This window comes from uncultured Oscillibacter sp. (assembly GCF_910587525.1).
In the GTDB taxonomy this organism is placed as follows: Bacteria; Bacillota; Clostridia; order Oscillospirales; family Oscillospiraceae; genus Oscillibacter.
In genome coordinates, this window is the sequence record NZ_CAJULS010000011.1 from 1 (window position 1) to 25,642 (window position 25,642).

A 25,642-nucleotide genomic window follows, 5' to 3' on the forward strand; every position below is an offset into this window, starting at 1 on the left:
GCATCATGGTGCGTCCTCTTCATTTGCCCTAGGGCAAAAAAAGAGGACGCATCATGGTGCGTCCTCTAGGGTCTCCTGCTGAAGCGGCTCCAATAAGAGCCGGACGTCCACGTCCTCCAACAGCGGCGCGGATTTCAGGGCGGCGGCCCGGTAGCCGTAGATGTCGTCCCCGGAGAAGGGGAGATGGCACACCAGAAGCGTTTTGGGCCGGATGTGCTCCTGCACAAAGCGCCGCCCCCGGGGCAGCGTCATCCAGGGAAAGTCCAGAATGGCCAGGTCCACGGGGCCGTCCTCCGCCAGAAATTCCGCCAGCTCCGGGGCGCAGAGCTTACAGTCCCCGGTGATGAGGACTCGGAAGCCCCGGGATTCGAGAATGCAGCCGTAGTGGGGCTTGTCCGCGTAGCGGGGCCCCTCATGAGTGAGGCGGATGAAGTCCAGGGTCAGGTTCGGCAGACGCACCCGTTCCCGCCGGCCGGAGAGCAGCGCCTGTTCCGGGAAACGGTTCTCCGGCAGGATAATTTTCGCCTGGGGCCAGAGGTCCAGGGCTTCCCGGGCCATCCACTGGGAGAAGTGGTCCGGATGGCAGTGGGTGAAGAACAGCAGGTCCGGCGCGGCAAAGGCCGGGTGGGTCTGCATGGCGGTCCAGAGCGATGGCGTGACGGTGGAGAACCCCGGGACCTTTTCATCGTGGAGGGCGTCCACCCAGATGCGGAGCCCGCCGAAGTCCAGGGCAGTGCCGGCGTTGGCGCTGAGTGTGACCTGACAGCGAGACATAGAGAACCTCCTCTTCGGCATCACCGGCGGAGCCGGACGCCGTTGAAATGAAATTATTATAGTATGATTTTCCGGGAAGGGAACGGAAAATTCCCGAAAACGGAGAATTTTCGTAGGAAGCGGAAAAAATCGCGGGGGCGGCGGGGCCGCGTCTGTGAAAAGCCACCAGGGGGGGAGGACCCCCGGAGAGAGCAGTCCACAAACAGAAGGACCAAGGGATGTTTCTGTGGAGCGGCGGCGCGGGGATGCGGCCGCAGTATAAAGGAAGGGAATGGTTTAATGAAAGTCTACAAAAAGATCATGAACGTCATTGCCGCCGTTGAGAAGGTCGTTCTCAGCGCGGTACTGGTAGTCGTGACCGTGATCACCTTCGCCAACGTGGTGGTCCGGAAGCTGACCCCCAGTCAGTTCGCCTGGTCGGAGGAGCTGGTCATCAACCTCTTTGTTCTGCTGATTATGCTGGGTTGCGCGCTGGCGGCCCAGGAGGGCAGCCTCATCAGTCTGTCGCTGATTTATGACCGGCTGCAAACCGGCGCGAAAAAGGTCTTTATCACCATCATCAGCGTGTTCAACCTGGTCTTCTGGGGTGTGCTCATCAAGACCGGCTTTGACAAGGTCTTCAATCAGATCAGCACCGGCAAGCACACCTCCTCCCTGAACTGGCCGGAGTGGGTGTTCACCATCTTTCTGCCCATCGGCGCCATCTTTTTGGTGCTGCACACCATCGAGTTTTTTATCACCAACGTGTTCGGCGACGGGCTGAAGGCGGGGGAGGAGGACGGCAATGATTAACCTGATCCTGTTCGGCAGCTTTTTCGTGATGCTGTTCCTGAATATCCCCATCTGCGTCAGCTTGGGCATGAGCTCCATCTTCGCCATGCTCTTCTCCGGCGACAAGCTGTCTATCGTGCCCACCAACGTTTACAGCAGTATGGCCAAGTTCCTGCTGCTGGCCATCCCGTTCTTTGTGCTCTCCGGCAACATCATGGCAAAGGCCGGCATCTCCACCCGGCTGGTCCAGTTCATTGATGACTGCATCGGCCACCGGCGGGGCGGCATTGCCATCGTCTGCGTGGTGGTGGCCTGCTTCTTCGGCGCCATCTCCGGCTCCGGTCCCGCCACCGTGGCGGCTCTGGGCATCATCCTGATCCCCGCCATGATTAACCGCGGCGGCTTCTCCGCGGCGTTCTCCTCGGCCATGATGGCAACGGCTTCGTCCATCGCCATCGTTATCCCGCCCTCCATCGCCTTCGTGGTCTACGCCTCCATCACCGGCGTCTCCGTGGGCGACATGTTCATGGGCGGCATCCTCCCCGGCGTCATGATGGGCCTGGCTCTGGTCATCATCATCATGATCGAGGTCCGGCGCAAGGGCCTGCCCGCCTCCCGGGAGAAGGCCACCTGGGGCGAGCGGTGGAAGTCCTTCCGCACGGCCTTCTGGGGCTTTTTGATGCCCGTCATTATTCTGGGCGGCATCTACGGCGGCGTCTTCACCCCCACTGAGGCGGCGGCCGTCTCCGTGGTATACGGATTGATCGTAGGCCTCTTCATTTACCGTGAGGTCAAGATCAAGGATCTCTTTGACCTGCTGGTGGATTCCGGCAAGACCACCGGCGGCATCATGCTCATCATCGGCGCCGCCTCTCTGTTCTCCTACATCTGCACCGTCCACGGCATCTCCAAGGCCGCCCAGGCGCTGCTGCTCAACGTGGCCGGCAACAAGTACATCTTCCTGATTATCATCAACGTGATCTTCCTGATCGCCGGTTGCTTCGTGGACGCCAACTCTGCCATGTATATCTTTATCCCCATCATGTACCCTGTGGCCCAGCAGCTGGGGATCAACCTGGTTCATTTTGGCGTCATCGCCACCGTGAATCTGGCCATCGGCCAAGTGACTCCGCCCGTGGGCGTGAACCTGTTCGTGGCCATCGGCGTCAGCGAGAAGCTCACGAACATCAAGGACAAGACCAGGGTCACCATAGAGACCATGTCCAAGGCTGTGTGGCCCATGATCTTAGCCTGCGTCATCGCGCTGCTGCTGGTGACCTACATCCCCTTCTTCTCCACCGTGTTCCTGAAGGGTGTCTGATGATCTGCCATCACGAAAGTGATCTCAGATAGACGCAACTGTAATTTTTAGAGGAGGAAAACCAATGAAAAAGTTTCTTGCACTGCTCATGACACTTGCCATGTGCCTGTCCCTGGCCGCCTGCGGCGGCAATGACGGTGGTTCCGGCACCCCCGCCAACAACGATACCCCCGCCAACAACGATACTCCCGCCTCCACCGACGGCGACGCCCCTCAGTTTGAGAAGCAGACCTGGAAGTACACCTGCTCCGCCACGGAGAACACCTGCTGGGCCGACATGGGCCGCGACTTCGGCCAGATGGTCAGCGAGGCCACCGGCGGCGCCGTCACCGTCGAGGTCTACGCCGCCGACCAGCTGACCTCCGGCAACCAGACCGAGGGCATCCAGGGCGTTATGGACGGCACCATTGAGCTGTCCGCTCACTCCAACATCATCTATTCCAACTTCGATAAGCGCCTGAACGTGGTCTCCCTGCCCTTCCTGTTTGACTCCTTCGAGGATGTTGACGCCAAGCTGGACGGCGACGCCGGCAAGGCCGTGGGCGAGGTCGTGGAGAGCATGGGCCTGCACCTGCTGGGCATCGCGGAGAACGGCTTCCGTCATCCCACCAACAGCAAGCGTCCCATCGAGTCCGTTGCCGATATGCAGGGCCTGAAGCTCCGCGTGGCCAGTTCCGACCTGCTGAACGCCGAGTACGCCGCCTGGGGCGCCAACTACACCAACGCCAACTGGTCCGAGGTCTATACCGGCCTGCAGACCGGCACCTATGACGGCCAGGAGAACCCCCTGCCCACCGCCAACGGCGCCTCCATCCAGGAGGTTCAGAAGTACGTCACTTACTGGACCGGCGTGTATGACTGCATCTTCTTCACCATGAACGGTGAGCTGTATAACTCTCTGTCTCCCGAGCTGCAGAAGATCGTTGATGAGTGCGGCCTGAAGGCTGCCCAGAATCAGCGTGTGCTGGAGCGCCAGGGCGACCAGGAGGTGCTGGAGGCCTGGAAGGCCGCTGGCGTCACGGTTTCCGAGCTGACCCCCGAGGCCGCTGAGGAGTTCCGTCAGGCTGCCGCCGGCATCTACACCGATCCTCAGTTTGTCGACATGATCGGCCAGGACCTGATCGACGCGTTCACGAAATAATTAAGGGGATTTCCAATTTAGAGAATGACGCTCCACCGGAGTGCGTTCCCCCTGACAAACGACTCGTTTTAAGGTTGCGTTAGAGAGAAAGCACGTGGCGGCTAAGCGCCGCGTGCTTTCTCCATGCCCAAATTTCCCAAAAATTTATGCAATTTATACAAAATGGAGGGTAAAATATGGACAATAATGATAACAATATTCAGATGGCCGAGGGCAAGCTGGGACGGGTCGTGGTGCTGCGGCTAAAGCCCGGCACGGACGTTCTGCTGGGCCTTCAGGAGGCCTGCGAGCGGGCGGGCATCAGCAACGGTGTGGTCCTCAGCGCCATCGGGAGCCTTGCCCATGTGCGCTTCTGCGACCCCATTGAGATTCCGGAGAAGCGGGCGAAGTACGGCTACGGCGATCCTCTCCAGCTGGATGGGCCCATCGAGCTGCTCAGCGCCAGCGGTATTATTTGCCATGACGACAGCGGCGCCACGAACCTCCACATCCATGTGGACCTGGCCGACCAGGACGGCAGGGCTTACGGCGGACATCTGGTAGAGGGCACCAAGGTGCTGCTGACCACCGACGCGGTGATCGGGGAGATCGAGGGCGTGGACATGCGCCGGAAGATGGACCCGGAGCTGGAAGTGCCCCTGCTCTCTCCCCGGCAGCTCTGAGATCCGGCAACACTTGAGATATTGCCCTGTGGGCCGTCCGGAGGGATGGCCCGGGGAAAGATACATTTAAGGAAAGGCGTGAAAACATTGGCTAACAAGAAATACTCCAAGGAACAGCTGACTGATTTTTACCGCACGATGGTGCGCATCAGGACCTTCGAGGAGAAGGCCGCTGAGTGCTTCACCAAGGGTATGCTGGCCGGCAACATCCACCTGAGCATCGGACAGGAAGCGGCCGCGGCGGGAGCCTTTGCCGCCATCCAGCCCCAGGACTACTTCACCTCCACCCACCGGGGTCATGGCCATGCCATCGCCCGGGGCATGGACGCCAACCTCTGCATGGCGGAGCTCTTCGGCAAGAAGACCGGCTACTGCCAGGGCAAGGGCGGATCTATGCACATCGCCGATATGAAGAAGATGAACCACCTGGGCGCCAACGGCATCGTGGGCGCGGGCCAGGGCATCTCCGCCGGCAGTGCGCTGGCATCTAAAATCCTGGGGGATAACGCCGTCACCGTAGGGTGCTTTGGCGACAGCTCCACCAACGAAGGCACCTTCCATGAGAACCTGAACATGGCCGCCACTTGGAAACTGCCGTTGGTTTGGTTCATTGAGAACAACTGCTACGGCGTGTCTACGGAGATTCACCGGGTCACCAATACCCCGGATCTGGCCCCCCGCGCCGCCGCCTATGACGTGCCTTTCGCCGTGGTGGACGGCACCGATCCCGTGGCCGTCTACGAGGCCATGACCACGGCAATGGACCATGCCCGCAGCGGCAAGGGTCCCTATGTGGTGGAGGCCAAGGTATACCGTTATCAGGGTCACTACTGCGGCGACCCCGCCGTGTACCGCCCCGGCGAGTACATGGAGAAAGCTCTGGAGAACGACGCCATCGAAAAACTGGGCAAGCGCCTGATGGACATGGGCGTGGCTGCCGAGGAGCTGGAGGCCATCAAAAAGGCCGCCGACGACGAGATGAACGCCGCCGTGCAGTTTGCTGTTGATTCCGAGTATCCCGATCCCTCCGAGGCGGTGACGGATGTCTATGCCTCTGACAACGAAAGGTGTGTGGCAAGATGAGCAAAAAGATTACCGTCAGCAAGGCCATTGGCGAGGCCCTGCACGAAGAAATGGTCCGTGACGACAAGGTATTCATCATGGGCGAGGACATGGCCGTCATGGGCAACGTGTTCGCCATCACCCGTGGCTTTCTGGAGGAGTTCGGCCCCAACCGCGTGATCGATACCCCCATTTCCGAGGAGGGCTTCTGCGGCATGGCCGTGGGCGCGGCCATGCGGGGTATGCGTCCTGTGGTGGAGCTGATGTATGACGACTTTGCCACCGTGGCGGCGGACCCCCTGCTGAACCAGGCTGCCAAGATGCGCTACATGAGCGGTGGGCAGGCCACCGTCCCCATGGTGCTTCGGGCCCCCATGGGCGCAGGCCGGCGCAATGCCGGCCAGCACTCCCAGTCCCTGGAGAACTTCTTCTGCCACTTCCCAGGCCTGAAAGTCATCGCCCCCTGCTCCGCCAAGGACGCCAAGGGCATGCTGAAAACCGCCATCCGGGACGATGATCCCGTCATCGTGCTGGAGCATAAGCTGCTGTACGCCAAGAAGGAGGAGATTCCGGAAGAGGAGTATCTCATCCCCCTGGGTCTGGCCGATGTGAAGCGGGAGGGCAAGGACCTGACCATCATCACCTGGAGCCGTGAGGTCAACTTCTCCCTGGAGGCCGCCAAGACCCTGGCTGCCGAGGGCATCGACGTGGAGGTTCTGGACCTGCGGAGCCTGGTGCCCCTGGACTGGGACGCCATTGTAAAGTCCGTGTCCAAGACCCACAATGTCATCATCGTCTCCGAAGAGGTCAAGCGGGGCAGCTACGCCGGTGAAATTTCCGCCCAGATTGCCGAGGAGCTGTTCGACGAGCTGGACGCCCCTGTGGAGCGGGTCTGCGGACTGAACATCGTGCCTCCTTTCAGCCCCACTCTGGAGGACGAGAACTTCCCCCATCCCGACACCATCGTCAAGGCCGTCAAGCGCGTGCTGAACAAGTGAGGAGGGTTTATCATGGCTTTTGAAGTACTGATGCCCCAGCTGGGCCTGACCATGGAGGAGGGCACCGTCTCCCAGTGGATCAAGCACGAGGGGGACGAGGTGAAGACCGGCGATGTGATCCTGGAGATCACCACCGATAAGCTGACCAATGAGGTCACCAGCGAGCACGACGGCGTGCTGTTGAAGATTGTGGCCCAGGAGGGGGAGGACATCCCTGTGAAAGGCCTCCTCGCCTACATCGGCCAGCCCGGAGAAGCCGTTGGCGGAGCCTCCGCTCCTGCCGCCGCGGACTCTGTTGCTTCCGCTGCTGAGGCCGCCGCTGTGGCTGCCGTTCCTGCCGCTGCTGCGGTCTCCGTGGCTGCTGCGAATGGCGCCCGGATCCGCATCTCCCCCCTGGCCCGGAAGACCGCGGCCAAGCTGGGCGTGGACTATTCCAATATCGCGGGATCCGGTTCCTTCGGCCGTATTACCCAGAAGGACATTCTGGCCGCCGCCGAGGCCCAGAAGAATGCCCCTGCTGCCGCTCCTGCCGCTGCTGCGTCCGCTCCCGCCCCCAAGGCCGGCTCTTTGGAGCTGATGGAAGGCGACACCGTCATTAAGCTGGCGGGTATGCGCAAGGTGGTCTCCCAGCGGATGTGGGCCTCCCACAACGAGATTCCGCCGGTGACCCAGAACATCAAGGTAGACGTTACCGCGTTGATGAAGTTCCGCAAAATGCTGCTGGCGGAGACCGGCAAAAAATACTCCGTCAATGATCTTGTTCTGAAAGCTACCGCCAAGTGCCTGCGCCAGCACCCAGAGATGCTGGTGAGCCTGGACGGCGACCAGATCATTCAGCGGGCCCACGTGAACCTGGGTATGGCCGTGGCTCTGGACGCCGGTCTCATCGTCCCCGTGATCCGGGACGCCGACAAGCTGAGCCTGGACGCCCTGTCCGCCGCCGCCAAGGACCTGGCCTCCCGGGCCAAGGAGAACAAGCTGGGGGCCGACGAGTACAAGGGCTCCACCTTCACCGTGTCCAACCTGGGCATGTTCGGCATTGAGACCTTCACCCCCATCATCAACCAGCCGGACGCCGCCATCCTGGGCGTGTGCGCCATTCACGACGAGCTGGATCTGGACGGCGAGGGCAAGCTGTTCAAAAAGCAGGTCATGCGCCTCTCCTGCACCCTGGACCACCGTCTGCTGGACGGCTCCGTGGTGGCGAAGTTCGAGATGGACCTGCGGGATCTGCTGGAGAAGCCCATGAGCATTCTGCTCTGATATAGGAGGAACCACCAATGGCTTTTGAAGTGAAAATGCCTCAGCTGGGTCTGACCATGGAGGAGGGTACCGTCTCCAAGTGGATCAAGCATGAGGGCGACGCCGTCAAAGTGGGCGACGTGATTCTGGAGATTACCACCGACAAGCTGACCAACGAGGTGGCCAGCGAGGCCGAGGGTACCCTGCTGAAAATTGTGGCCCAGGAGGGCGATGACGTAGCGGTGAAAGGCACCCTGGCCTGGATCGGCCAGCCTGGCGAGGCTGTGGGCGGCGCGGCTCCCGCGGCCACTCCTGCGGTCCCTTTCGCTCCCGCCGCTGCCGCGGCAACTGCCGCGCCTGCCAAGCCTGCCGGAGACACTAGCGTCATCGTCATCGGCGGCGGCCCCGGCGGCTACGTGGCCGCCATCCGGGCGGCCCAGCTGGGCGCCAAGGTGACGGTTGTTGAAAAGCAGTACTTGGGCGGCACCTGCCTGAACGTGGGCTGCATTCCCACCAAATGCCTGCTGCACTCCGCCGAGCTGGTGGAGGACATCAAAAATCAGGGCAAGGAGATTGGCGTGGAGGTGGAGGGCGTCAAGGTCAACTTCCCCCAGGTCATCGCCCACAAGAACGACATCTCCAAGAAGCTCACCTCCGGCGTGGCGGGCCTTCTCAAGATGAACAAGGTGAAGAAGATCGATGGCGAGGCCAGCTTCGTTGGGGAGAAGAAGATCTCCGTGAAGAAGCCCGACGGCACCGTGGAGGAGATGACGGCGGACGCCATCATCGTGGCCACCGGCTCCGTCAACTCCGTGCCCCCCATCCCCGGCATCAAGGAGAACCCCAACTGCATCGACTCCACTGGCGCGTTGAGCCTGGAGGCCCTGCCCAAGACCATGGTGGTCATCGGCGGCGGCGTCATCGGATTGGAGCTGGCCTGCGCCTATGCGGCCTTCGGCACCAAGATCACGGTCGTCGAGGCCATGGACCACATGCTGCCCATGCTGGACGGCGATCTGACCAAGATCGGCGTGGCCCACATGAAGAAGATGGGCATGGAGTTTAACCTGGAGTGCCCTGTGCAGTCCGTTGAGTCCAGCCCGGTGGGCGCGAAGGTCGTGTGCAAAAATAAGGCCGGCGAGACCGTCAGCTTTGAAGCGGAGAAGGTGCTGGTGGCCATTGGCCGGAAGGCCAACACTGCAAGCCTCAACCTGGAGGCCGGGAAGATCGCCAACGACCGGGGCCGGATCATTGTCAACGACAAGATGGAGACCAATGTGCCCGGCGTGTACGCCATTGGCGACTGCGTGATGGGCCGCGCCCAGCTGGCCCACACCGCCAGCGCCATGGGCGAGGTAGCTGCGGAAAACATCTGCGGCCATGAGGCGTACTACGACGAGAAGACCAACCCCACCTGCGTCTACATTGAGCCGGAGGCCGCCTCTGTTGGCCTCACCGAGGAGCAGTGCAAGGCCCGGGGCGTCGAGTACAAGGTGGGCAAGTTCCCCATGAGCGCCAACGGCAAGGCCCTGATTATCAACGGAGGAGAGGGTCTGGTGAAGATCATTGCCGGCAAGGAGTACGGCGAGATTCTAGGTATGCACATCATCGGGCCCCGGGCAACGGACCTGATCGCCGAGGGCGCGCTGGCCATCGGCGAGGAGATGACCCTGGACGAGATCATCAACACCATTCACTCTCATCCCACGGTAACCGAAACCATGCGGGAGGCCGCCCTCCAGGCTGAGAAGCGGGCCATTCACACCTCTAATAAATAACAGCAGCATGCCGGAACCAAGGGCCTCGAAGATAGCGATACCTTCGGGGCCCTTTTTCAAAGCTTTGCTGTTGAAGGAGTGTTTGACATGAAGGGAACCATGCGCGGCATTTGCAAAATGGTGCCGGGAAAGGGCGCGGAATACCGGACGGATATCCCCATTCCCCAGATTGGAGACAACGAGGTGCTGATGAAGGTCCATGCCTCCGCCATCTGCGGAACGGACCTGCATATCTATGGCTGGAATGAGTGGGCCGCCAACCGGATGAAGAACCTCCCTATCGTCTTCGGCCATGAGACCGCCGGAGAGATTGTGGAGGTGGGAAAGAACGTCACCGGATACCAGGTGGGGGACCGGATCTCCGTGGAGACCCACATCCCCTGCAACCACTGCTTCCAGTGTGAGAATGGCCGGCGGCACATCTGCGAGAACATGAAGCTCTTCGGCGTCACGGAGCCGGGGGCCTTTGCCGAGTACACTCCGGTGCCGCAGGACTGCATCGTCCGCCTGGGAGACGGCATCACCTATGAGATGGGGGCTATGCTGGAGGCCATGGGCGCCGGTGTCCATGGCGTGGAGAAAGCGGAGGTGCGGGGTAAGACCGTGCTGGTCAGCGGCTGCGGCCCCATTGGGCTGATGGTGGCTGGAGCCTGCAAAGCCCACGGAGCCAAACGGGTTATCGCCTGCGACATTCTGCCGGAGAAGCTGAGGCTGGCGGAGGCCATGGGCGCCGACACCACCATTAACAGCATGGAGACGGACATCGTCCAGGCTGTGCGCCGGGAGACCAATGGCGCGGGCGCGGACGCCGCCATTGACATCACTGGAAACGGCAAAGCCATTGTGGCGGGCCTGCGGGCCCTGCGGAAGGGAGGACGGCTGGTCTCTGTGGGCCTGCCCAACGGGGAGATCCCCATCAACCTCACCGAGGACATCATCTATCGGGAGAGCCAGTACACCGGCGTCTCCGGGCGGCAGATGTTCGCCACCTGGGACGACTGTATGAAGATTTTACAATCCCCCGGCTTTTCCCTGGAGCCGGTGATGGGCGGGCAGTATCCCTTGGACGGCTTTGAGGAAGCCCTGGCGGCCATTCAGGGCGGCGCGCCGGGCAAAATGCTGCTGATTCCGTAAACAAACTGATAAAGGAGGCTATGCTGATGCAATATTCCAAGGAATTTTTGCTGGAGATCCACAAAAACCTGCTGGAGACCCGTCTCCTGGAGGAGAAGATGAAGGACCTCTACGCCCAGGGGCGGGTGCCGGGCCACGTCCACAGCGGCGTGGGCCAGGAGGCCGCCTACGTGGGCACCCTGTCCACCCGGAAACCGGGAGACTACTTCAAGCTGACCCACCGCCCAACCGCCATGCCCCGGATGCTGGGTACGCCGCTGGAGATGCTCTTCGGCGAGCTGCTGGCCAAGAAGACCGGCAACTCCGGCGGCCGGGGCGGCAGCCTCCACATCGGCGAGCTGCGCACCGGTGTGCTGGGTATGTCCGGCACCCTGGGCTGTGACGCCGGTGTGGCCGTGGGCGCGGCTCTGACCATCGACATGGAGGGCCGGGACAACATCGTCTATATGTTCATGGGAGACGGCACTTCCAGCCGGGGCCCGGTGTATGAGGCCATGAACCTGGCGGCGGCCTGGAAGCTGCCTGTGCTGTTTGTATGCGAGAACAACCAGTTTGCTATCTCCACCCATGTTTCCACCAGCATCCCTGTGGAGAACGCCCTGGCGGACCGGGCGGCCGGCTATGGGATGCCCGCCCGGGTGGCCGACGGTACGGATGTGTTGGCGGTCTATGAGGCGGCGAAAGAGATGGCCGGGCATGTCCGCTCCGGCCAGGGGCCTGCCGTGCTGGAGTGCAAGGACTACCGCTGGAGGGGCCACTTCGAGGGCGACCAGTGTGCCTACCGGGATGCTGCCGTGGCAAAAGAATGGATGGAGAACAGGGACTGCGTGAAGAATCTAGAGGCCATGCTGGCGGAGCGGGGCGTGCTGACGGCGGAGGAGGCCGGCGCTATGCGGACAGCTTTCGACGGCGAGATGGAGGCGGCTATCGCCCATGCGGAGGCCGCGCCGTCCATGACGCCGGACGAGATCTATGACGGGCTGTATGCCTGAGAAGGGGGGAGAACAAGATGAAGGTTCCATATGTAAAGGCCATCAACGACGCGCTGAAAGAGGAGATGCGCCGGGACGGCAGGATCGTGGTCTACGGCGAGGATGTGGCGGAGTTCGGCGGCATCTTCGGCGAAACCCGGGGGCTGCTGGAGGAGTTCGGCCCCAAGCGGGTCCGGAACACCCCCATTGCGGAGACTGCCATCGTTTCCTCCGCCGTGGGCGCAGCCATTACCGGCCTGCGGCCCTGTGTGGAGCTGATGTACGCCGACTTCACCATGGTGGCGTTTACGGAGATCTTCCACCTGGTGGCCAAGTGGCGGTATATGCACGGGCCGGAGTATAAGCTGCCCTTGGTGATCCGGTGCGCCTCCGGCGCCTCCAACGGTGCGGGAAGCGAACACTCCAACGTGGTGGAGAGCCTCTTCATGCACGCCCCGGGGCTGACCATCGTCACCCCCTCCTGCGCCTATGACGCCAAAGGCCTCTTAAAGTCCGCCATCCGGTCGGACAATCCGGTGCTTTTCTGCGAGCCCAAGCAGCTCTACCAGGTGAAGCAGGACATTGCCGACGACGTGTACGGCAGCGACTACACCATCCCTATCGGCCTTGCGGACGTGAAGCGTTCGGGGAAGGACGTGACCCTGGTGGCCGTGGGGCTGATGGTGGCCCGGGCCCTGGAGGCGGCGGAAAAACTGGCTGCTGAGGGCATTGAGGTGGAGGTCATTGACCCCCGGACCCTGGCCCCTCTGGACACGGATACCATCTACCAGTCCATTCGGAAGACCCACCGGGCCGCCATTGTGGAGGAGAGCGGCAAGACCGCCGGCATCGGCGCGGAGCTGGCCGCCCGCTTCCAGGAGGAGCAGTACGACGAGCTGGACGGCCCCGTGGTGCGCATCGCGGCTTTGGACGTGCCCATGCCCTACAACATCCCCATGGAGAAGCACGCCATCCCCGATGTGGAGCGCATCTGCGCCTCCATCCGGGCTATGATGAAGTGAGCGCCATGGCACGGAGGAAAAATCAGGAAGGAGGAGCCGTCAGGCGGGGAGACCCCGCCGTGAAGGCGGCGAGGAAAACCCATGCGTATTGACATCCCAATGCCGAAGGCGGGCCTGACCATGGTGGAGGGAACCATCAGCGAGTGGAAGGCCGCTGAGGGCGCTCTGATTCAAAAGGGCGACGCCATCATGGAGTATGAGAACGAGAAGAACACCATCGAGTATGAGAGCGTCCACGGCGGCTACCTTCATATTTTGGAGGCTGCCGGGGAGACCGTGGAGGTGGGCAGACCCATCGCCTGGGTCACGGAGACAAAGGAGGAGTACGACGCCCTGACGGGCGGCGGGGCTCCGGCGGCTGCGGAGAGCGCCCCGCAGACAGTTCCTGCCCCGCAGACGGCTCCTGCTCCGGCGGAGGCGCCTGCGCCCCAGGGCCGGCGGCACGTTCGGGCCACGGGCCTTGCCCGGAAGATGGCCCGGGAGGCCGGAATCGACCTGGCGGATGTTCCAGCCGGCAGCGGCCCCGACGGCCGGCGCGTGGCCGCCAAGGATGTGACGGCCTATCTGGAATCCCGGAAGGTATCGCCAGCCCCGGCAGCGGCCCCGGCGGCGGTGGAGGATGAAATCACCGCCATTCCATGGACCGGTGTCCGCAAGACCATTGCCCGGAACATGATGACCAGCCTCCAGCAGTCCGCCCAGTGCACCGCCATGTGCGAGGTGGATGTGACGGATCTGCTGGCTCTGCGGAAAAAGCTGGTGGAGGGAGAGGAGTACCTGGGCTGCCGGGTGACGGTGAACGATCTCCTCTGCATGGCCGTGTGCAAGGTGCTGAAAAAGCACCCCACGGTCAACGCCACCTTTGACGGCAAGACGCTCTATTCCCACAAGCACGTCCAGCTGTCCTTGGCGGTGGCCACCGAGGGCGGGCTCATGGTGCCCGTCATCAAAAACGCGGATACCCTGACCTTGGCGGAGCTGAGCCTTGCGGCCAAGGACCTGGGCCGGCGGGCCCGGGAGAAGCGGCTCCAGAGCGGTGAACAGGGCTGCGGCACCTGCACGGTTTCCAACGTGGGCATGTTCCCCATCGACATGTCCACGCCCATCCTCAACCCGCCGGAGGTGGGCATCTTCGGTTTTGGCCGCACTACCCGCAAGCCCGGTTATCTCCCCGACGGCACCCTGGCCCCACGGGAGATGATGTGGGTTTACCTGACCTTTGACCACCGGGTGGTGGACGGCCAGGAGGCGGGAGAGGTCTTCAAGGACCTCCAGTACCTTCTGGAGCATCCCCAGCTGATTACGGCATGATATTGTGCCGCTGAGATTTAGGGCCGCCCTTTTCAAAAGGCGTTGGGGGTGCGGGGGCAAAGCCCCTGCGGCTTCGAGCGGGGCGGGAAGGGAACAAACCATAACCCAATGCGAACATGATTTTACCCCCCCTGACACGGAGCCAAAACACTCCGCGTCAGGGGGGGCCTTTCAGGTCCAGAGCTCTGTGATGAACATGGGGCTGTAACCGTCTGGTTTTTGGAATCCGCAGGACTCGTAGAAGCCCGCTTCTTTGTCGTAGGCCACCAGTACGATGCGAAGAAAGTTCCGGTAACGATCCTTCATCAGCTCAACCAGATGCGTTCCAATCCCCGTGTGCTGGTACTCCGGCCGCACCAGCAGGTAGTGGATATATGCGGTCATGGCGCCGTCGTCCATGGCGCACACCGGACCGGCCAGGGTATCCCCGTCCCAGGCGGTGTACACCGTTTCAAAGTGCCTTATGGCCGCTTGCAGTTTGCCCGGATAGTGGCCGGAGGACCACTCCACTGAGAGAAACAGAGCCTCCAGATCGTTCCGGCTCGGTTGGTGGGTATCTCTGTATGTGATTTCCAGATCTGCTGCTTTCCACCGCAGGTGTCAGAGGTCGTTGCGGCACAAGTCCTCCAGGGACTCCCGGCGGACAGCCACATAGCTCTCTTTGCCGCCCCGAAGCATGACAATGGGGGGACGGGGCAGGCGGTTGTAGTTGGAGGCCATGGAATAGTGGTAGGCGCCGGTGGTGCACACCGCCACGATGTCTCCCCGGCCAACGCTTCGGGGGAGCTTCACGTGCTCCTGGATGATGTCGCCGCTCTCGCAGCAGCGGCCTACCACAGAGCACTCAAAGTCCGCGGCCTCATTCATCTTGTTGGCCAGCAGACAGGTGTACAATGAGCCGTACAGGGCGAAGCGGGGGTGGTCCGGCATGCCGCCGTCCACGGAGACGTAGTTCTTGTAGCCGGGGATGCGCTTGACGGTGCCGGCGGTGTAGAGGGTCATGCCCGCGTCGGCCACAATGCTCCGGCCCGGCTCCATGTGAATCTCCGGCATCGCGATGCCGAGGCGCGCGCAGGTCTCCTGAATGGCCGCGGCCACCTCGCCCACCTTGGTGTCCACATCCAGGAAGGGGTCGCTGTCCACATACCGCACGCCGTAGCCGCCGCCCAGGTCCAGCTGCCGGGCCATATAGCCGTATTTTTTCTTCATCTCGGCCGCGAACTCCAGCATGATGACGGCGGCCCGCTCAAAGACATCTTCGGCGAAGACCTGGGAGCCCACATGGCAGTGGAAGCCCGCCAGATCCACGTGAGGCTGTTTCAGGGTGAAGGCGGTGATCTCTTCCGCCTGGCCCGTCTCAATGGCGCTGCCGAACTTGGAGTCCACCTTTCCCGTGGCGATGGCCTCATAGGTGTGGGGATCGATGCCGGGAGTGAGGCGCAGGAGGACCGGCTGCTTGATATTCCGCGCGGCTGCCTCGGCCTCAATGACCTTGATCTCCTCCACGTTGTCGGCCACAAAGCAGCCGATGCCGTGGTCCATGCCGTAGCGGATGTCCTCGTCGGTCTTGTTATTGCTGTGGAAATAGGCCCGGCTCAGGTCGTAACCCGCCTGAAGGGCGGTGTAGATCTCACCGGAGGACACCACGTCGATGCCCATGTCCTCCTCCTTCATGATCTCATAGATGCGCTTGCAGGAGAGGGCCTTGCTGGCGTAGAGGGGGCGGGCCTTATCACCGAAGTGCTTGCGGAAGGCGGCGGTGTAGATCCGGCATTTTTCCCGGATCCGGTCTTCGTCCATCAGATACAGGGGCGTGCCGTACTGCTTGGCCAGGTCCACCGTATCCTGCCCGGCGAAGAGGAGATGGCCGTTTGCGGCCGTAGTGATGTTGTCGCAGATCATAGGGGGCTTCCTTTCTCTTTTGTTGTGCCGGGGGATGGACGGGGGCCAAGGCTCAACCACACCTTGGCCCCACCCATGCCCGCAAGGGGAGAAAAGGGGTACGTGGAATCAGCCGGCGGACTTTTTGGCGATGGCCTTGTCCAGCCAGTCTTTGCCGTCGGCGAAGCGGGAGACGATGTAGCAGACCACATAGTCGCCGGCGGAGTTAATCATGGTGGCGGGGGGGTCCACCAGGTTGCCGATGGCCACCAGGATCGGGAAGGCGATTTCAATATTCTGGGGGAAGAAGATGGAGCAGATGATATACTCGCCGATATAGCCGCCGCCGGGGACGCCGCTCATGCCCACAGAGCTGAGCACGGCCACCAGGACCACGGGAACCAGCATGCCCCAGCTGAAGTCCTGGCCCAGGGCGCCCAGGACGAAGGCGATCTTCAAAACGCAGGAGAAGCAGGAGCCGTCCATGTGCATAGTGGCGCCCAGGGGGCAGACCATCTCGGCCACGTCCTTAGAGATGCCGGTGTCCTCTGCCTCGGTGAGGTTGGTGGGGATGGTGGCCACAGAGGAGCAGGTGCCCAGGGACACCACGGCGGGCTTTGCAATGTGGCTGAACATGGTCTTGATGCCGTGCTTGCCGCCGCCGAACCAGGCGAACAGGGGGAAGGCGGTGAAGATGTAGATGAAGCACAGGGGATAGTACACGGCCATGGCCCGGCCGTAGGACTCGGTGATGGCGGAGCCGTAGGTGGCCATCAGATCGGCGAAGATGGCGAAGAAGGCGATGGGGGCATAGTAGGTGATGATCTGCACAAACTTCATCATGACGTCGGTGAGGCCGCTGAGCCACTTGCCGACGATGCTGTCTGCGCCGCCGGAGAGGTTGGTGGCGAAGCCGAACAGCACGGAGAACACGATCAGGGGCAGCATGGCGCGGCGGCTTAGCAGGCCCACGAAATCGCTGGCGGTGAAGAAGTTGACGATCATGTCGGAGATGGAGGCATACTCGCCCAGCTCCTCAGTGGGCAGCTCCGTCCAGGGGGCGAGCACCGGGGGGAAAATCTTCATCAGGGCGAACATAATCACGGCGGCAATGGCGCCGGTGATGACAAAGGTGGCCACGGTGGTGCCCATGATCTTGCCGGCCCGCTTGCGGCTGCGCATGTTGGCCACAGACCCGGCGATGGAGGCGAAGACCAGGGGAACCACCACGCAGAACATCATGTTGATGAATACAGTGCCCAGGAAACTGATCTTGTTGCCGAACTCAGGAGCGAACCGGCCCACGATGCAGCCCAGCACCATGGCGCCCAGCATGATCGCCAGGAACCGGTAATTTTTCGCAACAGCTTTTTTGTCCATAATGACTCCTCTCAATTTCTCTCGTTTGCGAACGGATTTGGTTGATTTTTGGTTGATTTCCCTGCGGCGTCCGCCCGGCCTCTGCCGGGGGACCTCCCTTGCGGTTTGGATTCTGCTGCCAGATAATATAAGCAAAATATATGCCAAAATAGAGAAACCGGACGAAACCTGTCGAATACGACAAAGGAGGTGCCTGAAATTTTACTGACAAAACAGAGTTTTTCCGAATTTTAACAAAATATAAATAAAAGATAAATTAAAGGTCCTGATATCAAAACAAAGAGAGTTCTGATTTCAGGACTGCTTTTCCTGAAATCAGAACTCCTTACAGAAAAAGGAAGATCTGACTATTCGATCTGATACTCCTTCAGCTTGCCATAAAACACAGTCTTGGACAGCCCCAGCTCCTCCATGGCCCGCGCGCGGCTGCCGCCGCACTGGGCCAGGGTCTGGCGGATGATCTTCTCCTCCTCCTGCCGCAGGCGCTGGCGCAGGGTCATGCGGAGAGGGACCTGCTCCAGACGGATGTGTTCGGCATAGATGATATCGGACTCCGAGAGGGCGACAGCGCTCTCCAGCACGTTTTCCAGCTCCCGGATATTTCCCGGCCAGTCGTAGGCCAGCAGCTTGTTCACCGCCTCCCCGGAGAGCACCTTCTTGGGCATATCGTACTTTTGGAGAATCTTTTCCATCAGGTGGTCGATGAGGAAGTAGACGTCCTCTTGGCAGTTTCGCAGGGAGGGCAGCTCCAGGGAGAAGGCGCTGAGGCGGTAGTACAGGTCCTGGCGGAACTGCCCGGCGGCCACCTTCTCCCGCAGGTTGCAGTTGGTTGCGGCCAGGATGCGCACATTCACGGGGATCAGCCGGGTGGAGCCCACCCGGCAGACCACTTTGTCCTGAATAGCCCGCAGCAGCTTTGCCTGGACATCCAGGGGGATCTCGCCAATCTCGTCCAAGAAAATGGTGCCGCCGTCCGCCTCCTCAAAGAAGCCGGCCCGGCCCTTGGGGTCCGCCCCGGTGAAGGCGCCGCCGGCGTAGCCGAACATCTCGCTCTCAAAGAGGGAGGGGGCGATGGTGGAGCAGTCCACAGTGACGAAGGCGCCTTTGCGGGGCTGGGCCTGGGCAAAGGCCCGGGCCATATAGCTCTTGCCGGTGCCGCTCTCTCCGGTGATGAGTACGTTGCAGTCCAGCTGGGAGAGCTTGTAAGCCCGATGGCGCACCTCCGCCGTGGCGGCCCCGCCGCCGAAGAGGGCGGCGAAATCGCTCTCCTCCGGCCGGGAGGCCTGCTCCCGCTCCCGGTACCGCCGCTCGGCGGATTTGATGGCGTTGTTCCGCTCCTGGATGGTGACCCGAATGTCCTCGATGTTCCGGAATTTCACGATGACGCCGCTGAGGGCCCCGCCGCTGTCCGTGACAGGCAGGATGGAGGCCACCAGCTCGTAGCCGTTGATTTCGTAGGGCATGTCCCGGAACTCCGGGGCCTGGCCGGTCATTACCTGCTCCAGATGCCGCTCGAACAGCGCCCCCTCGAAAAACTCCCGGAAATAGTACCCCGTCACCCTGATCTCGGAGCCAGGGCTCTTGCCCACGAAGGGGGCGCCCCGCAGGAGGTTGCCGATGCCCTCCTTTCGGGCGGAGTATCCCTTCTCCTCCCAGAATTTCACCTGTCCGGTGTTTCCGTCCAGCACCACCAGCTGTCCGATGCACCAGAAGTAATCGATGGTGTAGACGGTCTCACCCACGGTAACGGAGGCGGCCCTGCCGTCGATGGACACCCGGATGGGGATGTCCTGCCAGACAGTGGAGAGCTCCAGTGTGGCGGAGTCGCCGCCGGGGAGGAACTTGTATACGGGTTTGGCCTCCGGCGAGTCGAAGAGGCTCACCGCCGCAATCCGGTCCCCGGCCCGGAGCTTGCGGTCATGGATGTTCAGCCGCTCCAGGTCGGCGGGGGAGAGGTTGCCGTCGTCGGAGCCAATAGCGGTGTCGGCGATAATGACCAGGTCTCCGGGCTCCAGGCGCCCGGGGCCGTGGGAGTGCCGGCTGTGGTTGAACAGGCCGAAGTAGTCCTTGGTCTGGTGATTGATGTGGGTGATGGTGCCCTCCCGGTCCAGGGTAAACATGGCCTGAGAGGAGGCCTCCATGACACTTTGCAGCATGTCCATGTTCGTCGATCCCCTCCGTTCCTCCGGCGCCTGGCGCCTAATTTTCCAGTTTATACCTTTTGCTATTTTAGGTTTTTTCACCTGCCTTGTCAAGATTTCCGGCAGTCTTTTCACTGTGGGCCAGCCGCCACCGCAGGCCTGAGTAGCGCCGCTGCTGGCGGTCGTTGGCCGCCATGGAGCGGAGGACGGCGTCGTCCCCCACCACCACCAGCAGCTCCCGGGCCCGGGTCAGGGCGGTGTAAAGCACTCCCCGCACCATCAGCGACTGGGCCGACGGCATGGCCGCCAGCACCGCGCAGCGGTACTCGCTGCCCTGGGCCTTGTGGACCGTCACGGCGTAGGCCAGCTCCAGCTCGCTGAGCTGCTCCGTGCCGTAGGCCGCCCGCCGCCCGTCGTCAAAGGCCAGCTCCAGCACCTCCCCGGAGGGGTCGATCCTGGCGATCTTCCCCATATCGCCGTTGAAGATGCCGCTGCCCACAGAGCCGTCCTCTTTCTCCCAGATCACATCGTAGTCGTTGCGGGTCTGCATGATCCGGTCCCCCTCCCGGAAGAGCCGTTCGCCCCAGAGGAGCTCCCGCTTGTCCGGCGATTTGGGATTCAGCGCCTCCTGAAGACAGGTGTTGAGGCGGATAGTGCCGCTGGGTCCCTTGCGCATGGGGGAGAGGACCTGGATCTGGTCCGCCGGGATGCCCATGCCTTCCGGCAGGCGGGTCCTGCACAGATCCACCACCGTGGAGACCGTTCGCTCCGCTTCCCGGCGGCAGAGGAAGAAGAAATCCCCCTGGTTGTTGGTGAGCTTGGGAGGCTGCCCCATGTTCACGGCGTGGGCATTGCGGATGATGGCGGACTGCTCCGCCTGGCGGAATACCTCCCGCAGGAACACCGTCTCCACCCGGCCGCTGCGGATCAGGTCGGAGAACACGTTCCCCGCTCCTACGGAGGGCAGCTGGTCCGCATCCCCCACCAGCACCAGCCGGGTGCCGGGCCGCAGGGCCCGCAGCAGGGCGGAGAACAGCGGCAGGTCCACCATGCTCATCTCGTCCACGATCACCGCATCCGCTTCCAGAGGCTCTTTTTCCGTCTTGGAGAACACCGCTTCCTGGGTATTCTCGTCCCACTTTACCCCCAGCAGGCGGTGGATGGTCTGAGCCTCCATGTCACTGAGCTCGCTCATGCGCTTGGCCGCCCGGCCCGTGGGGGCCGCCAGCACCGTGTCCAGCCCCATCCGCCGGAACAGGGCCACAATGCCCCGCACGGTGGTGGTCTTGCCGGTGCCGGGGCCGCCGGTGAGGATCAGTACGCCCTCTCGGGCCGCCAGCTCCACCGCCTGGCGCTGCTGGGGGGCATAGGTGACGCCCTGTTCCGCCTCGATCTCCCGGACTGTCCGCTCTGCGGCGCGGCTCTCGTCGGCCTCCGCGCTCAACAGCAGGTTCAGCCGGCTGCAGGCTGAGGCCTCCGCCTCCCACAGCCGCCGGAGGTAGCAGGCGTCCACCTTGGCAACATGCTCCTGGGCCACAGCGCCCCGGTCAATCAAGGCGTCCAGGGCCGCCTCCGCCGGCTCACTGGCGCAGTCCAGCAGGCGGCAGGTGGCATCCAGCAGCTTGTTCCGGGGCAGAAAGACATGGCCGTTGTTCTCGTTGTGGCTCAGCTCGTAGACCACCGCCGCCTCCACCCGGCAGCCGCTGTCGGCGGAGAGGCCCAGGCTCATGGCGATCTCGTCGGCGGCGGAGAAGGCCACGCCGCAGCCGTCGTCCGCCAGCAGGTAGGGATTCTCCCGCACCATCTCCAGCGCCCCGCCGCCGTACAGCCGCCGCAGCCGCATGGCCAGCACCGGTGGCAGCTGGTACTGGGCCAAAAACGCCATCAGCCGCCGCAGTCCCATGTGCTGGCGGAAGCCCTCGGCGATCTCCTGGGCCTTCTTGGCGGTGATGCCCTTGATGAGGTTCAGCCGCTCCGGCTCCCGTTCTAGGATGTCCAGAGTCTCCGCCCCGAACCGGTCCACAATGCGCCGGGCGGTGGCAGGGCCCACACCTTTACAGATGCCGGAGGAGAGGTAGCTGAAAATCTCCTCCTCATCCTCCGGCAGTGACCGCTCCAGCTCCGTGGCCCGCAGCTGCTCACCGTGCTGGGGGTGGGTTTCCCACACGCCGGAGGCGGTGAGGTGTTCCCCCGGAGCCACACAGGGGACGCACCCCACCACGGTGACCACCTCGCCCTCCAATGTCAGGAGGCGGAGGACGGTATATCCGTTTTCCGGATTTTGAAAGATGAGGCTATGTACGGTCCCCTCGCAGCAGGTCAGTTCTTCCATAGCTTTTGTACCTTCTATCTCACTTCATTTGAAAATCTCCGCCGTCCGCCAGCACGGTATTCTTCCCCCGGCCAGCCAGGTACTGGGCAAGCTGGCGGGCGTCCGGGGTGAGACCGCAGTCCGCCAGGACGATTTTGGCCCCGGGCAGCTGGCCCTGGACCCGGCGGAGCTCCCGTACGTCGGACTCCATGGCCAGGGCCTCGTCCCGCAGGGGTAGGACCAGCAAAAGGCCCGGAATAGCGGGCCGGCCCGCGTGAAAGATGGCGCCGGCCACCAGCCAGACCACGGTGGTGAGACCAACGGCGGCGAGGAATGCGATACAGCCGTCTTGAAGCAGCATCATGGTAAATCACCTCATGACAGCCTATGCAGGGGGGATGGGGGGTGTGCCGCTTTGCGGCACGGGGGTTCGCGCCTCGGGCGTGGACAGGGGCTGCACGGCTTCAACGTGTGGGATGCCCTCAAGTCCGCCGGGTTCCGGCGGACTTACCGTCCGGCTCCGTGGGCGGATTCTGAAAGAATCAAATCCCCCGTTTCCCACAAGGGAACCGTCTTACCGGCCAATCCCCAATTCGGCGAGAATTTCCTCCTCCCGCCTCCGCATCTGCGCCTTCATAGGCCCCTCATCCAGATGGTCATATCCAAGAAGGTGGAGTACGGAATGCACCACCAGATACGCCAGCTCCCGGCGGGCGGAATGCCCGTACTCCTTTGCCTGTGCCGCCACATGTTCCATGGAGATCACCATATCCCCCAGGGGCACCAGCCCTGTGCCGGGGTCGGCGTCCTCCGTCTCCGGCAGCTCTCCGGGGGAGAGGTCAAAGGCGGGGAAACTCAGCACGTCCGTGGAGTTGTCCACCTGCCGCGTCTCCCGGTTCAGGCGGTGAATCTCCGCGTCACCTGTGACAAGCACGTCCACTTCACAGGGGAAGTCCACCCCCTCCGCCGCCAGGGCGGTGCGGATGACCTTGCGGATCAGAGCCTTCTGGCTGCCGTTTACACCGGGGATGTTGGCGGTGACGGGAATATAGTGCCGCTTTACCATGGTTCTCTCTCCTCTCAAAGCCCTGCTTCGATCCAGCCGGGCAGGTTGTCCCGGCTCCGGAATTCCCCGCCTTTGCGGCCGGGGCGGCTTCCGAGACCTCGCTCAGGTCCTTCTCCCGGTTGGCGGGCGACTTCATCAGGTAGACCGCTCATTTCCGTTTTCCCATGTCTTTGCTTTTGCGGTTCTCATAGTCCTCATAGGCTTGGACAATCCGCTGGACCATGACGTGGCGCACCACGTCGGCGTTGGTCAGCTGGCAGATGCCGATGCCCTCCACGTTTTTGAGGACCCGCATGGCCTCCTTCAGGCCGGAGGTTTTGCCGTCGGGCAGGTCGATCTGGGTGGCGTCGCCGGTGATGACGATCTTGGAGCCAAAGCCCAGCCGGGTCAGAAACATCTTCATCTGTTCCCGGCTGGTGTTCTGGGCTTCGTCCAGAATGATAAAGCTGTCGTCCAGGGTCCGGCCTCGCATATAGGCCAGGGGGGCCACCTCAATGTTGCCCCGCTCCAGATACTTTTGATACGTCTCCGCTCCCAGCATATCGAAGAGGGCGTCGTACAGGGGCCGCAGGTAGGGGTCCACCTTGGACTGAAGGTCCCCGGGCAGGAACCCCAGCCGCTCCCCGGCCTCCACGGCGGGCCGGGTGAGAATGATGCGGTTCACCTGCTTGTCCCGAAAGGCCTGGACGGCGGCGGCCACGGCAAGGTAGGTCTTGCCGGTGCCCGCCGGGCCCACGCCGATGGTGACGGTGTTCTTGAGTACGGACTGGATATATTCCTTCTGTCCGATGGTCTTGGGCTTGATGGGCCTGCCTTTGGCGGAGATGCACAGCACGTCGCCGGTGAGCTCCGCGATCTGGCTCTCCTTTCCCGCCCGCACCAGGTTGATGACATAGCGCACATTCTGCTCCCCGATGGCCTCTCCCCGGCTGGAGAGGGTCAGCAGGGCCTGGATAGCCTTGCAGGCAGGCATGGTGTTCTCCGCATCGCCGTTGACCCGCAGCTCTCCGTCCCGGTTGGTCACCGTGACGGAGAACTCCTGCTCCAAAAGGCGGATGTTTTCATCAAAAGAGCCGAAGATGTTCACGGCCTGTTCCAGCCGCTCGATGCTGATTCTCTGTTCCAAAAGGCTTCACTCCTGTATTTACGGGCTCTCGCCCGGTTCTTCCGTGTAGATTGGCACCCGCACTCCGATCTCCTCCACGCACTCCGCCGATAAGGTCACCAGCAGTACGCCGTCTTTTTGGCGGGAGGAGCACAGGGTGGAGCTGACCGTGCCGTAGGGCTCCACCAGGGAGGCGAGGTACGCCGTCAGAATATTCTCCCCGGCCTGTTCTGCCTCCGCCGGGGCCCGGACAGTGGGAACGGCTTCATAAAAACGGCAGGTCTCCACCACCAGTGTGGCCGGCAGACGCAGTCCAAAGAGGGACAGGGGATGTCTGTTTGTTATTTTATCATATTTCTCCCCCTGGATGCTACTGTTTGAGAAGAATTTTATGCGGTGTGTGCCGAATGCCAGGGAGACAAGGGCTTTCTCCTCCCCGGTGTACTGCTTTTCCAGCACCTCCAGGGGCATGGGGGCAGTCAGTGTGTACCATGTCCTGGCAGTGACACTGCCCATCCCCGCCAGTACCCGGGCGCCTACGGTATCCGTATCCTCCACGCCGGAGATCAGCAGCTCGTCTTTTTCTACGGCGGACCCTGGCTGGACGTTGGCCACACCCTCCACAGCCCGGACCTTCAGCACCAGCCCCGCCCGCCGGGCGATCATGTTGGAGGGGGTCTGCCGGTCCAGCCGCTCCGGGGCCGGAATCCGCTCCCGCACCTGGACGTGGGCCCGGCAGCCGGAGACGTTGACGGTAATCCAACTCAGCTCCGGGATGTCCAGCAGCACGTGGTTGCGGATGCGCTCTCCGTTCAAAGACAGGCCGAAGGACCCCAGGTGGACGTCGTTTTTCTCCAGCGCCCGCAGGATCTCCTCCGTGGGCACGGTCTCGTTGCCCTCCACCACGAAGTCCCAGACGAAGAAAGAGCCCAGGAACAGGCCTGTGGCACAGAGCAGCAGTCCGATCAGCAGGGCCTGCCTGCGGCGGAAGCGGAAAAAAAAGTAGGGTGCGCCCTCCCGACCCACCACGGTGAGCGCGCAGTCCAGATTTTTTGCCGCCTGGCGCAAGGTGTGCCAGTCCCGGCGTCCAAGGCGGCAGGTGAAGGCGGTGGGGGACTCCCACACCACGTCCCAGAAGGCCAGCTCCCGGGCGCCGCACAGATTTAAGATCCGCTCCGGAAAAGCGCTCTCCGCCCGGATGCGGACCTGGCCCCGGAGGCGGTTGATGATTCCCGTCAGCATGGCCTTACCTCACCCATTCCACAGACTGGATGTGTCCGCCGACTCGCAGCTCACCCGCTGTCATGGCAAGAAGCGTAAGGCGTTCTCCCTTTATGCGCAGAACGCCTCCGGCGGTGTTGGCGTCGATCTGCTGGTCCGTGTACGTGAGAATGCCGGTGTGGTGCTCCAGATACAGCTGGCGGCTGCCCACCATCTCCAGCCTCGGCAGACCTGCCACCACATCCGCCGGCAGGTCAAAGAGCTCCGCCACGGAGGTCAAAACGCCGCCCTCCCGGTCTTTTCGATTTCGATCCATTTGCAGTTCACCCCTTGTCTGACCCTATGCGGGA

The 25,642-nt window shown here is 62.4% G+C and carries 23 protein-coding genes; 12 read left to right on the forward strand and 11 right to left on the reverse strand.

The window, feature by feature from the left end; translation table 11 throughout:
• Positions 1 to 51 precede the first annotated feature (51 nt).
• On the reverse strand, positions 52 to 774 hold the full coding sequence (locus tag QZ326_RS02300; RefSeq protein ID WP_295740797.1) for an MBL fold metallo-hydrolase: 723 nt from the start codon (positions 772 to 774) through the stop codon (positions 52 to 54).
• Between the two features lie 279 nt (positions 775 to 1,053).
• Here QZ326_RS02300 and QZ326_RS02305 point away from each other — a divergent pair, with 279 nt between their 5' ends.
• The 12 genes from QZ326_RS02305 (at position 1,054) to QZ326_RS02360 (ending at position 14,187) form a co-directional block, all read left to right on the forward strand.
• Positions 1,054 to 1,566: a TRAP transporter small permease gene (locus QZ326_RS02305; protein WP_295740799.1), complete on the forward strand. Its 513-nt coding sequence runs from the start codon at positions 1,054 to 1,056 to the stop codon at positions 1,564 to 1,566.
• Positions 1,559 to 2,866, forward strand: a complete 1,308-nt coding sequence (locus QZ326_RS02310) for a TRAP transporter large permease (protein ID WP_295740801.1) — start codon at positions 1,559 to 1,561, stop codon at positions 2,864 to 2,866. Before QZ326_RS02305 ends, QZ326_RS02310 begins: the two co-directional genes overlap by 8 nt.
• A 64-nt stretch (positions 2,867 to 2,930) precedes the next feature.
• Complete coding sequence (locus QZ326_RS02315; RefSeq protein ID WP_295740803.1) at positions 2,931 to 4,007, forward strand: DctP family TRAP transporter solute-binding subunit; 1,077 nt, start codon at positions 2,931 to 2,933, stop codon at positions 4,005 to 4,007.
• 176 nt (positions 4,008 to 4,183) lie between these two features.
• A complete protein-coding gene (locus tag QZ326_RS02320) occupies positions 4,184 to 4,669 on the forward strand; it encodes a PPC domain-containing DNA-binding protein (protein WP_295740805.1) in 486 nt (161 codons plus the stop codon).
• A gap of 78 nt (positions 4,670 to 4,747) precedes the next feature.
• Positions 4,748 to 5,752 (forward strand): thiamine pyrophosphate-dependent enzyme, encoded by a 1,005-nt coding sequence (locus QZ326_RS02325; protein WP_365328087.1) that lies wholly within the window; start codon positions 4,748 to 4,750, stop codon positions 5,750 to 5,752.
• A complete protein-coding gene (locus tag QZ326_RS02330) occupies positions 5,749 to 6,729 on the forward strand; it encodes an alpha-ketoacid dehydrogenase subunit beta (protein WP_295740807.1) in 981 nt (326 codons plus the stop codon). Before QZ326_RS02325 ends, QZ326_RS02330 begins: the two co-directional genes overlap by 4 nt.
• A 12-nt stretch (positions 6,730 to 6,741) precedes the next feature.
• Positions 6,742 to 7,992, forward strand: a complete 1,251-nt coding sequence (locus QZ326_RS02335) for a dihydrolipoamide acetyltransferase family protein (protein WP_295740808.1) — start codon at positions 6,742 to 6,744, stop codon at positions 7,990 to 7,992.
• 17 nt (positions 7,993 to 8,009) lie between these two features.
• A complete protein-coding gene (lpdA, locus tag QZ326_RS02340) occupies positions 8,010 to 9,749 on the forward strand; it encodes a dihydrolipoyl dehydrogenase (protein WP_295740810.1) in 1,740 nt (579 codons plus the stop codon).
• A gap of 87 nt (positions 9,750 to 9,836) precedes the next feature.
• A complete protein-coding gene (locus tag QZ326_RS02345; protein ID WP_295740812.1) occupies positions 9,837 to 10,883 on the forward strand; it encodes a zinc-binding dehydrogenase in 1,047 nt (348 codons plus the stop codon).
• A 26-nt stretch (positions 10,884 to 10,909) separates the two neighbouring features.
• Entirely contained in the window at positions 10,910 to 11,875 is a 966-nt protein-coding gene (locus QZ326_RS02350) for a thiamine pyrophosphate-dependent dehydrogenase E1 component subunit alpha (RefSeq protein ID WP_295740814.1), read from the forward strand.
• A gap of 17 nt (positions 11,876 to 11,892) precedes the next feature.
• Positions 11,893 to 12,876 carry an alpha-ketoacid dehydrogenase subunit beta gene (locus QZ326_RS02355; RefSeq protein WP_295740815.1) on the forward strand — a complete coding sequence of 328 codons (984 nt, stop codon included), beginning with the start codon at positions 11,893 to 11,895 and terminating at the stop codon, positions 12,874 to 12,876.
• Positions 12,877 to 12,957: 81 nt separating this feature from the next.
• On the forward strand, positions 12,958 to 14,187 hold the full coding sequence (locus tag QZ326_RS02360; RefSeq protein WP_295740817.1) for a dihydrolipoamide acetyltransferase family protein: 1,230 nt from the start codon (positions 12,958 to 12,960) through the stop codon (positions 14,185 to 14,187).
• A 171-nt stretch (positions 14,188 to 14,358) separates the two neighbouring features.
• On the opposite strand, the gene QZ326_RS02365 is transcribed toward QZ326_RS02360, so the two are convergent.
• From QZ326_RS02365 to QZ326_RS02410, 10 genes are all read right to left on the reverse strand, one after another.
• A complete protein-coding gene (locus tag QZ326_RS02365) occupies positions 14,359 to 14,697 on the reverse strand; it encodes a GNAT family N-acetyltransferase (RefSeq protein WP_295740819.1) in 339 nt (112 codons plus the stop codon).
• Positions 14,698 to 14,787: 90 nt separating this feature from the next.
• Entirely contained in the window at positions 14,788 to 16,089 is a 1,302-nt protein-coding gene (lysA, locus tag QZ326_RS02370; protein ID WP_295740820.1) for a diaminopimelate decarboxylase, read from the reverse strand.
• Between the two features lie 108 nt (positions 16,090 to 16,197).
• Positions 16,198 to 17,448, reverse strand: coding sequence for a dicarboxylate/amino acid:cation symporter (locus QZ326_RS02375; protein ID WP_295740821.1), 1,251 nt, complete (start codon positions 17,446 to 17,448; stop codon positions 16,198 to 16,200).
• A 347-nt stretch (positions 17,449 to 17,795) separates the two neighbouring features.
• Positions 17,796 to 19,610, reverse strand: coding sequence for a sigma 54-interacting transcriptional regulator (locus QZ326_RS02380; RefSeq protein ID WP_295740822.1), 1,815 nt, complete (start codon positions 19,608 to 19,610; stop codon positions 17,796 to 17,798).
• Positions 19,611 to 19,677: 67 nt separating this feature from the next.
• On the reverse strand, positions 19,678 to 21,921 hold the full coding sequence (locus tag QZ326_RS02385; protein WP_295740824.1) for an ATP-dependent RecD-like DNA helicase: 2,244 nt from the start codon (positions 21,919 to 21,921) through the stop codon (positions 19,678 to 19,680).
• A gap of 19 nt (positions 21,922 to 21,940) precedes the next feature.
• Positions 21,941 to 22,264, reverse strand: coding sequence for a hypothetical protein (locus tag QZ326_RS02390; protein WP_295740826.1), 324 nt, complete (start codon positions 22,262 to 22,264; stop codon positions 21,941 to 21,943).
• A 210-nt stretch (positions 22,265 to 22,474) separates the two neighbouring features.
• Positions 22,475 to 22,966, reverse strand: coding sequence for an rRNA maturation RNase YbeY (ybeY, locus tag QZ326_RS02395; RefSeq protein ID WP_295740828.1), 492 nt, complete (start codon positions 22,964 to 22,966; stop codon positions 22,475 to 22,477).
• Positions 22,967 to 23,114: 148 nt separating this feature from the next.
• Positions 23,115 to 24,092, reverse strand: coding sequence for a PhoH family protein (locus QZ326_RS02400; RefSeq protein WP_295740830.1), 978 nt, complete (start codon positions 24,090 to 24,092; stop codon positions 23,115 to 23,117).
• 18 nt (positions 24,093 to 24,110) lie between these two features.
• Positions 24,111 to 25,313 (reverse strand): sporulation protein YqfD, encoded by a 1,203-nt coding sequence (locus tag QZ326_RS02405; RefSeq protein ID WP_295740832.1) that lies wholly within the window; start codon positions 25,311 to 25,313, stop codon positions 24,111 to 24,113.
• A gap of 4 nt (positions 25,314 to 25,317) precedes the next feature.
• Complete coding sequence (locus tag QZ326_RS02410; RefSeq protein ID WP_295740834.1) at positions 25,318 to 25,608, reverse strand: YabP/YqfC family sporulation protein; 291 nt, start codon at positions 25,606 to 25,608, stop codon at positions 25,318 to 25,320.
• Positions 25,609 to 25,642: the final 34 nt, after the last annotated feature.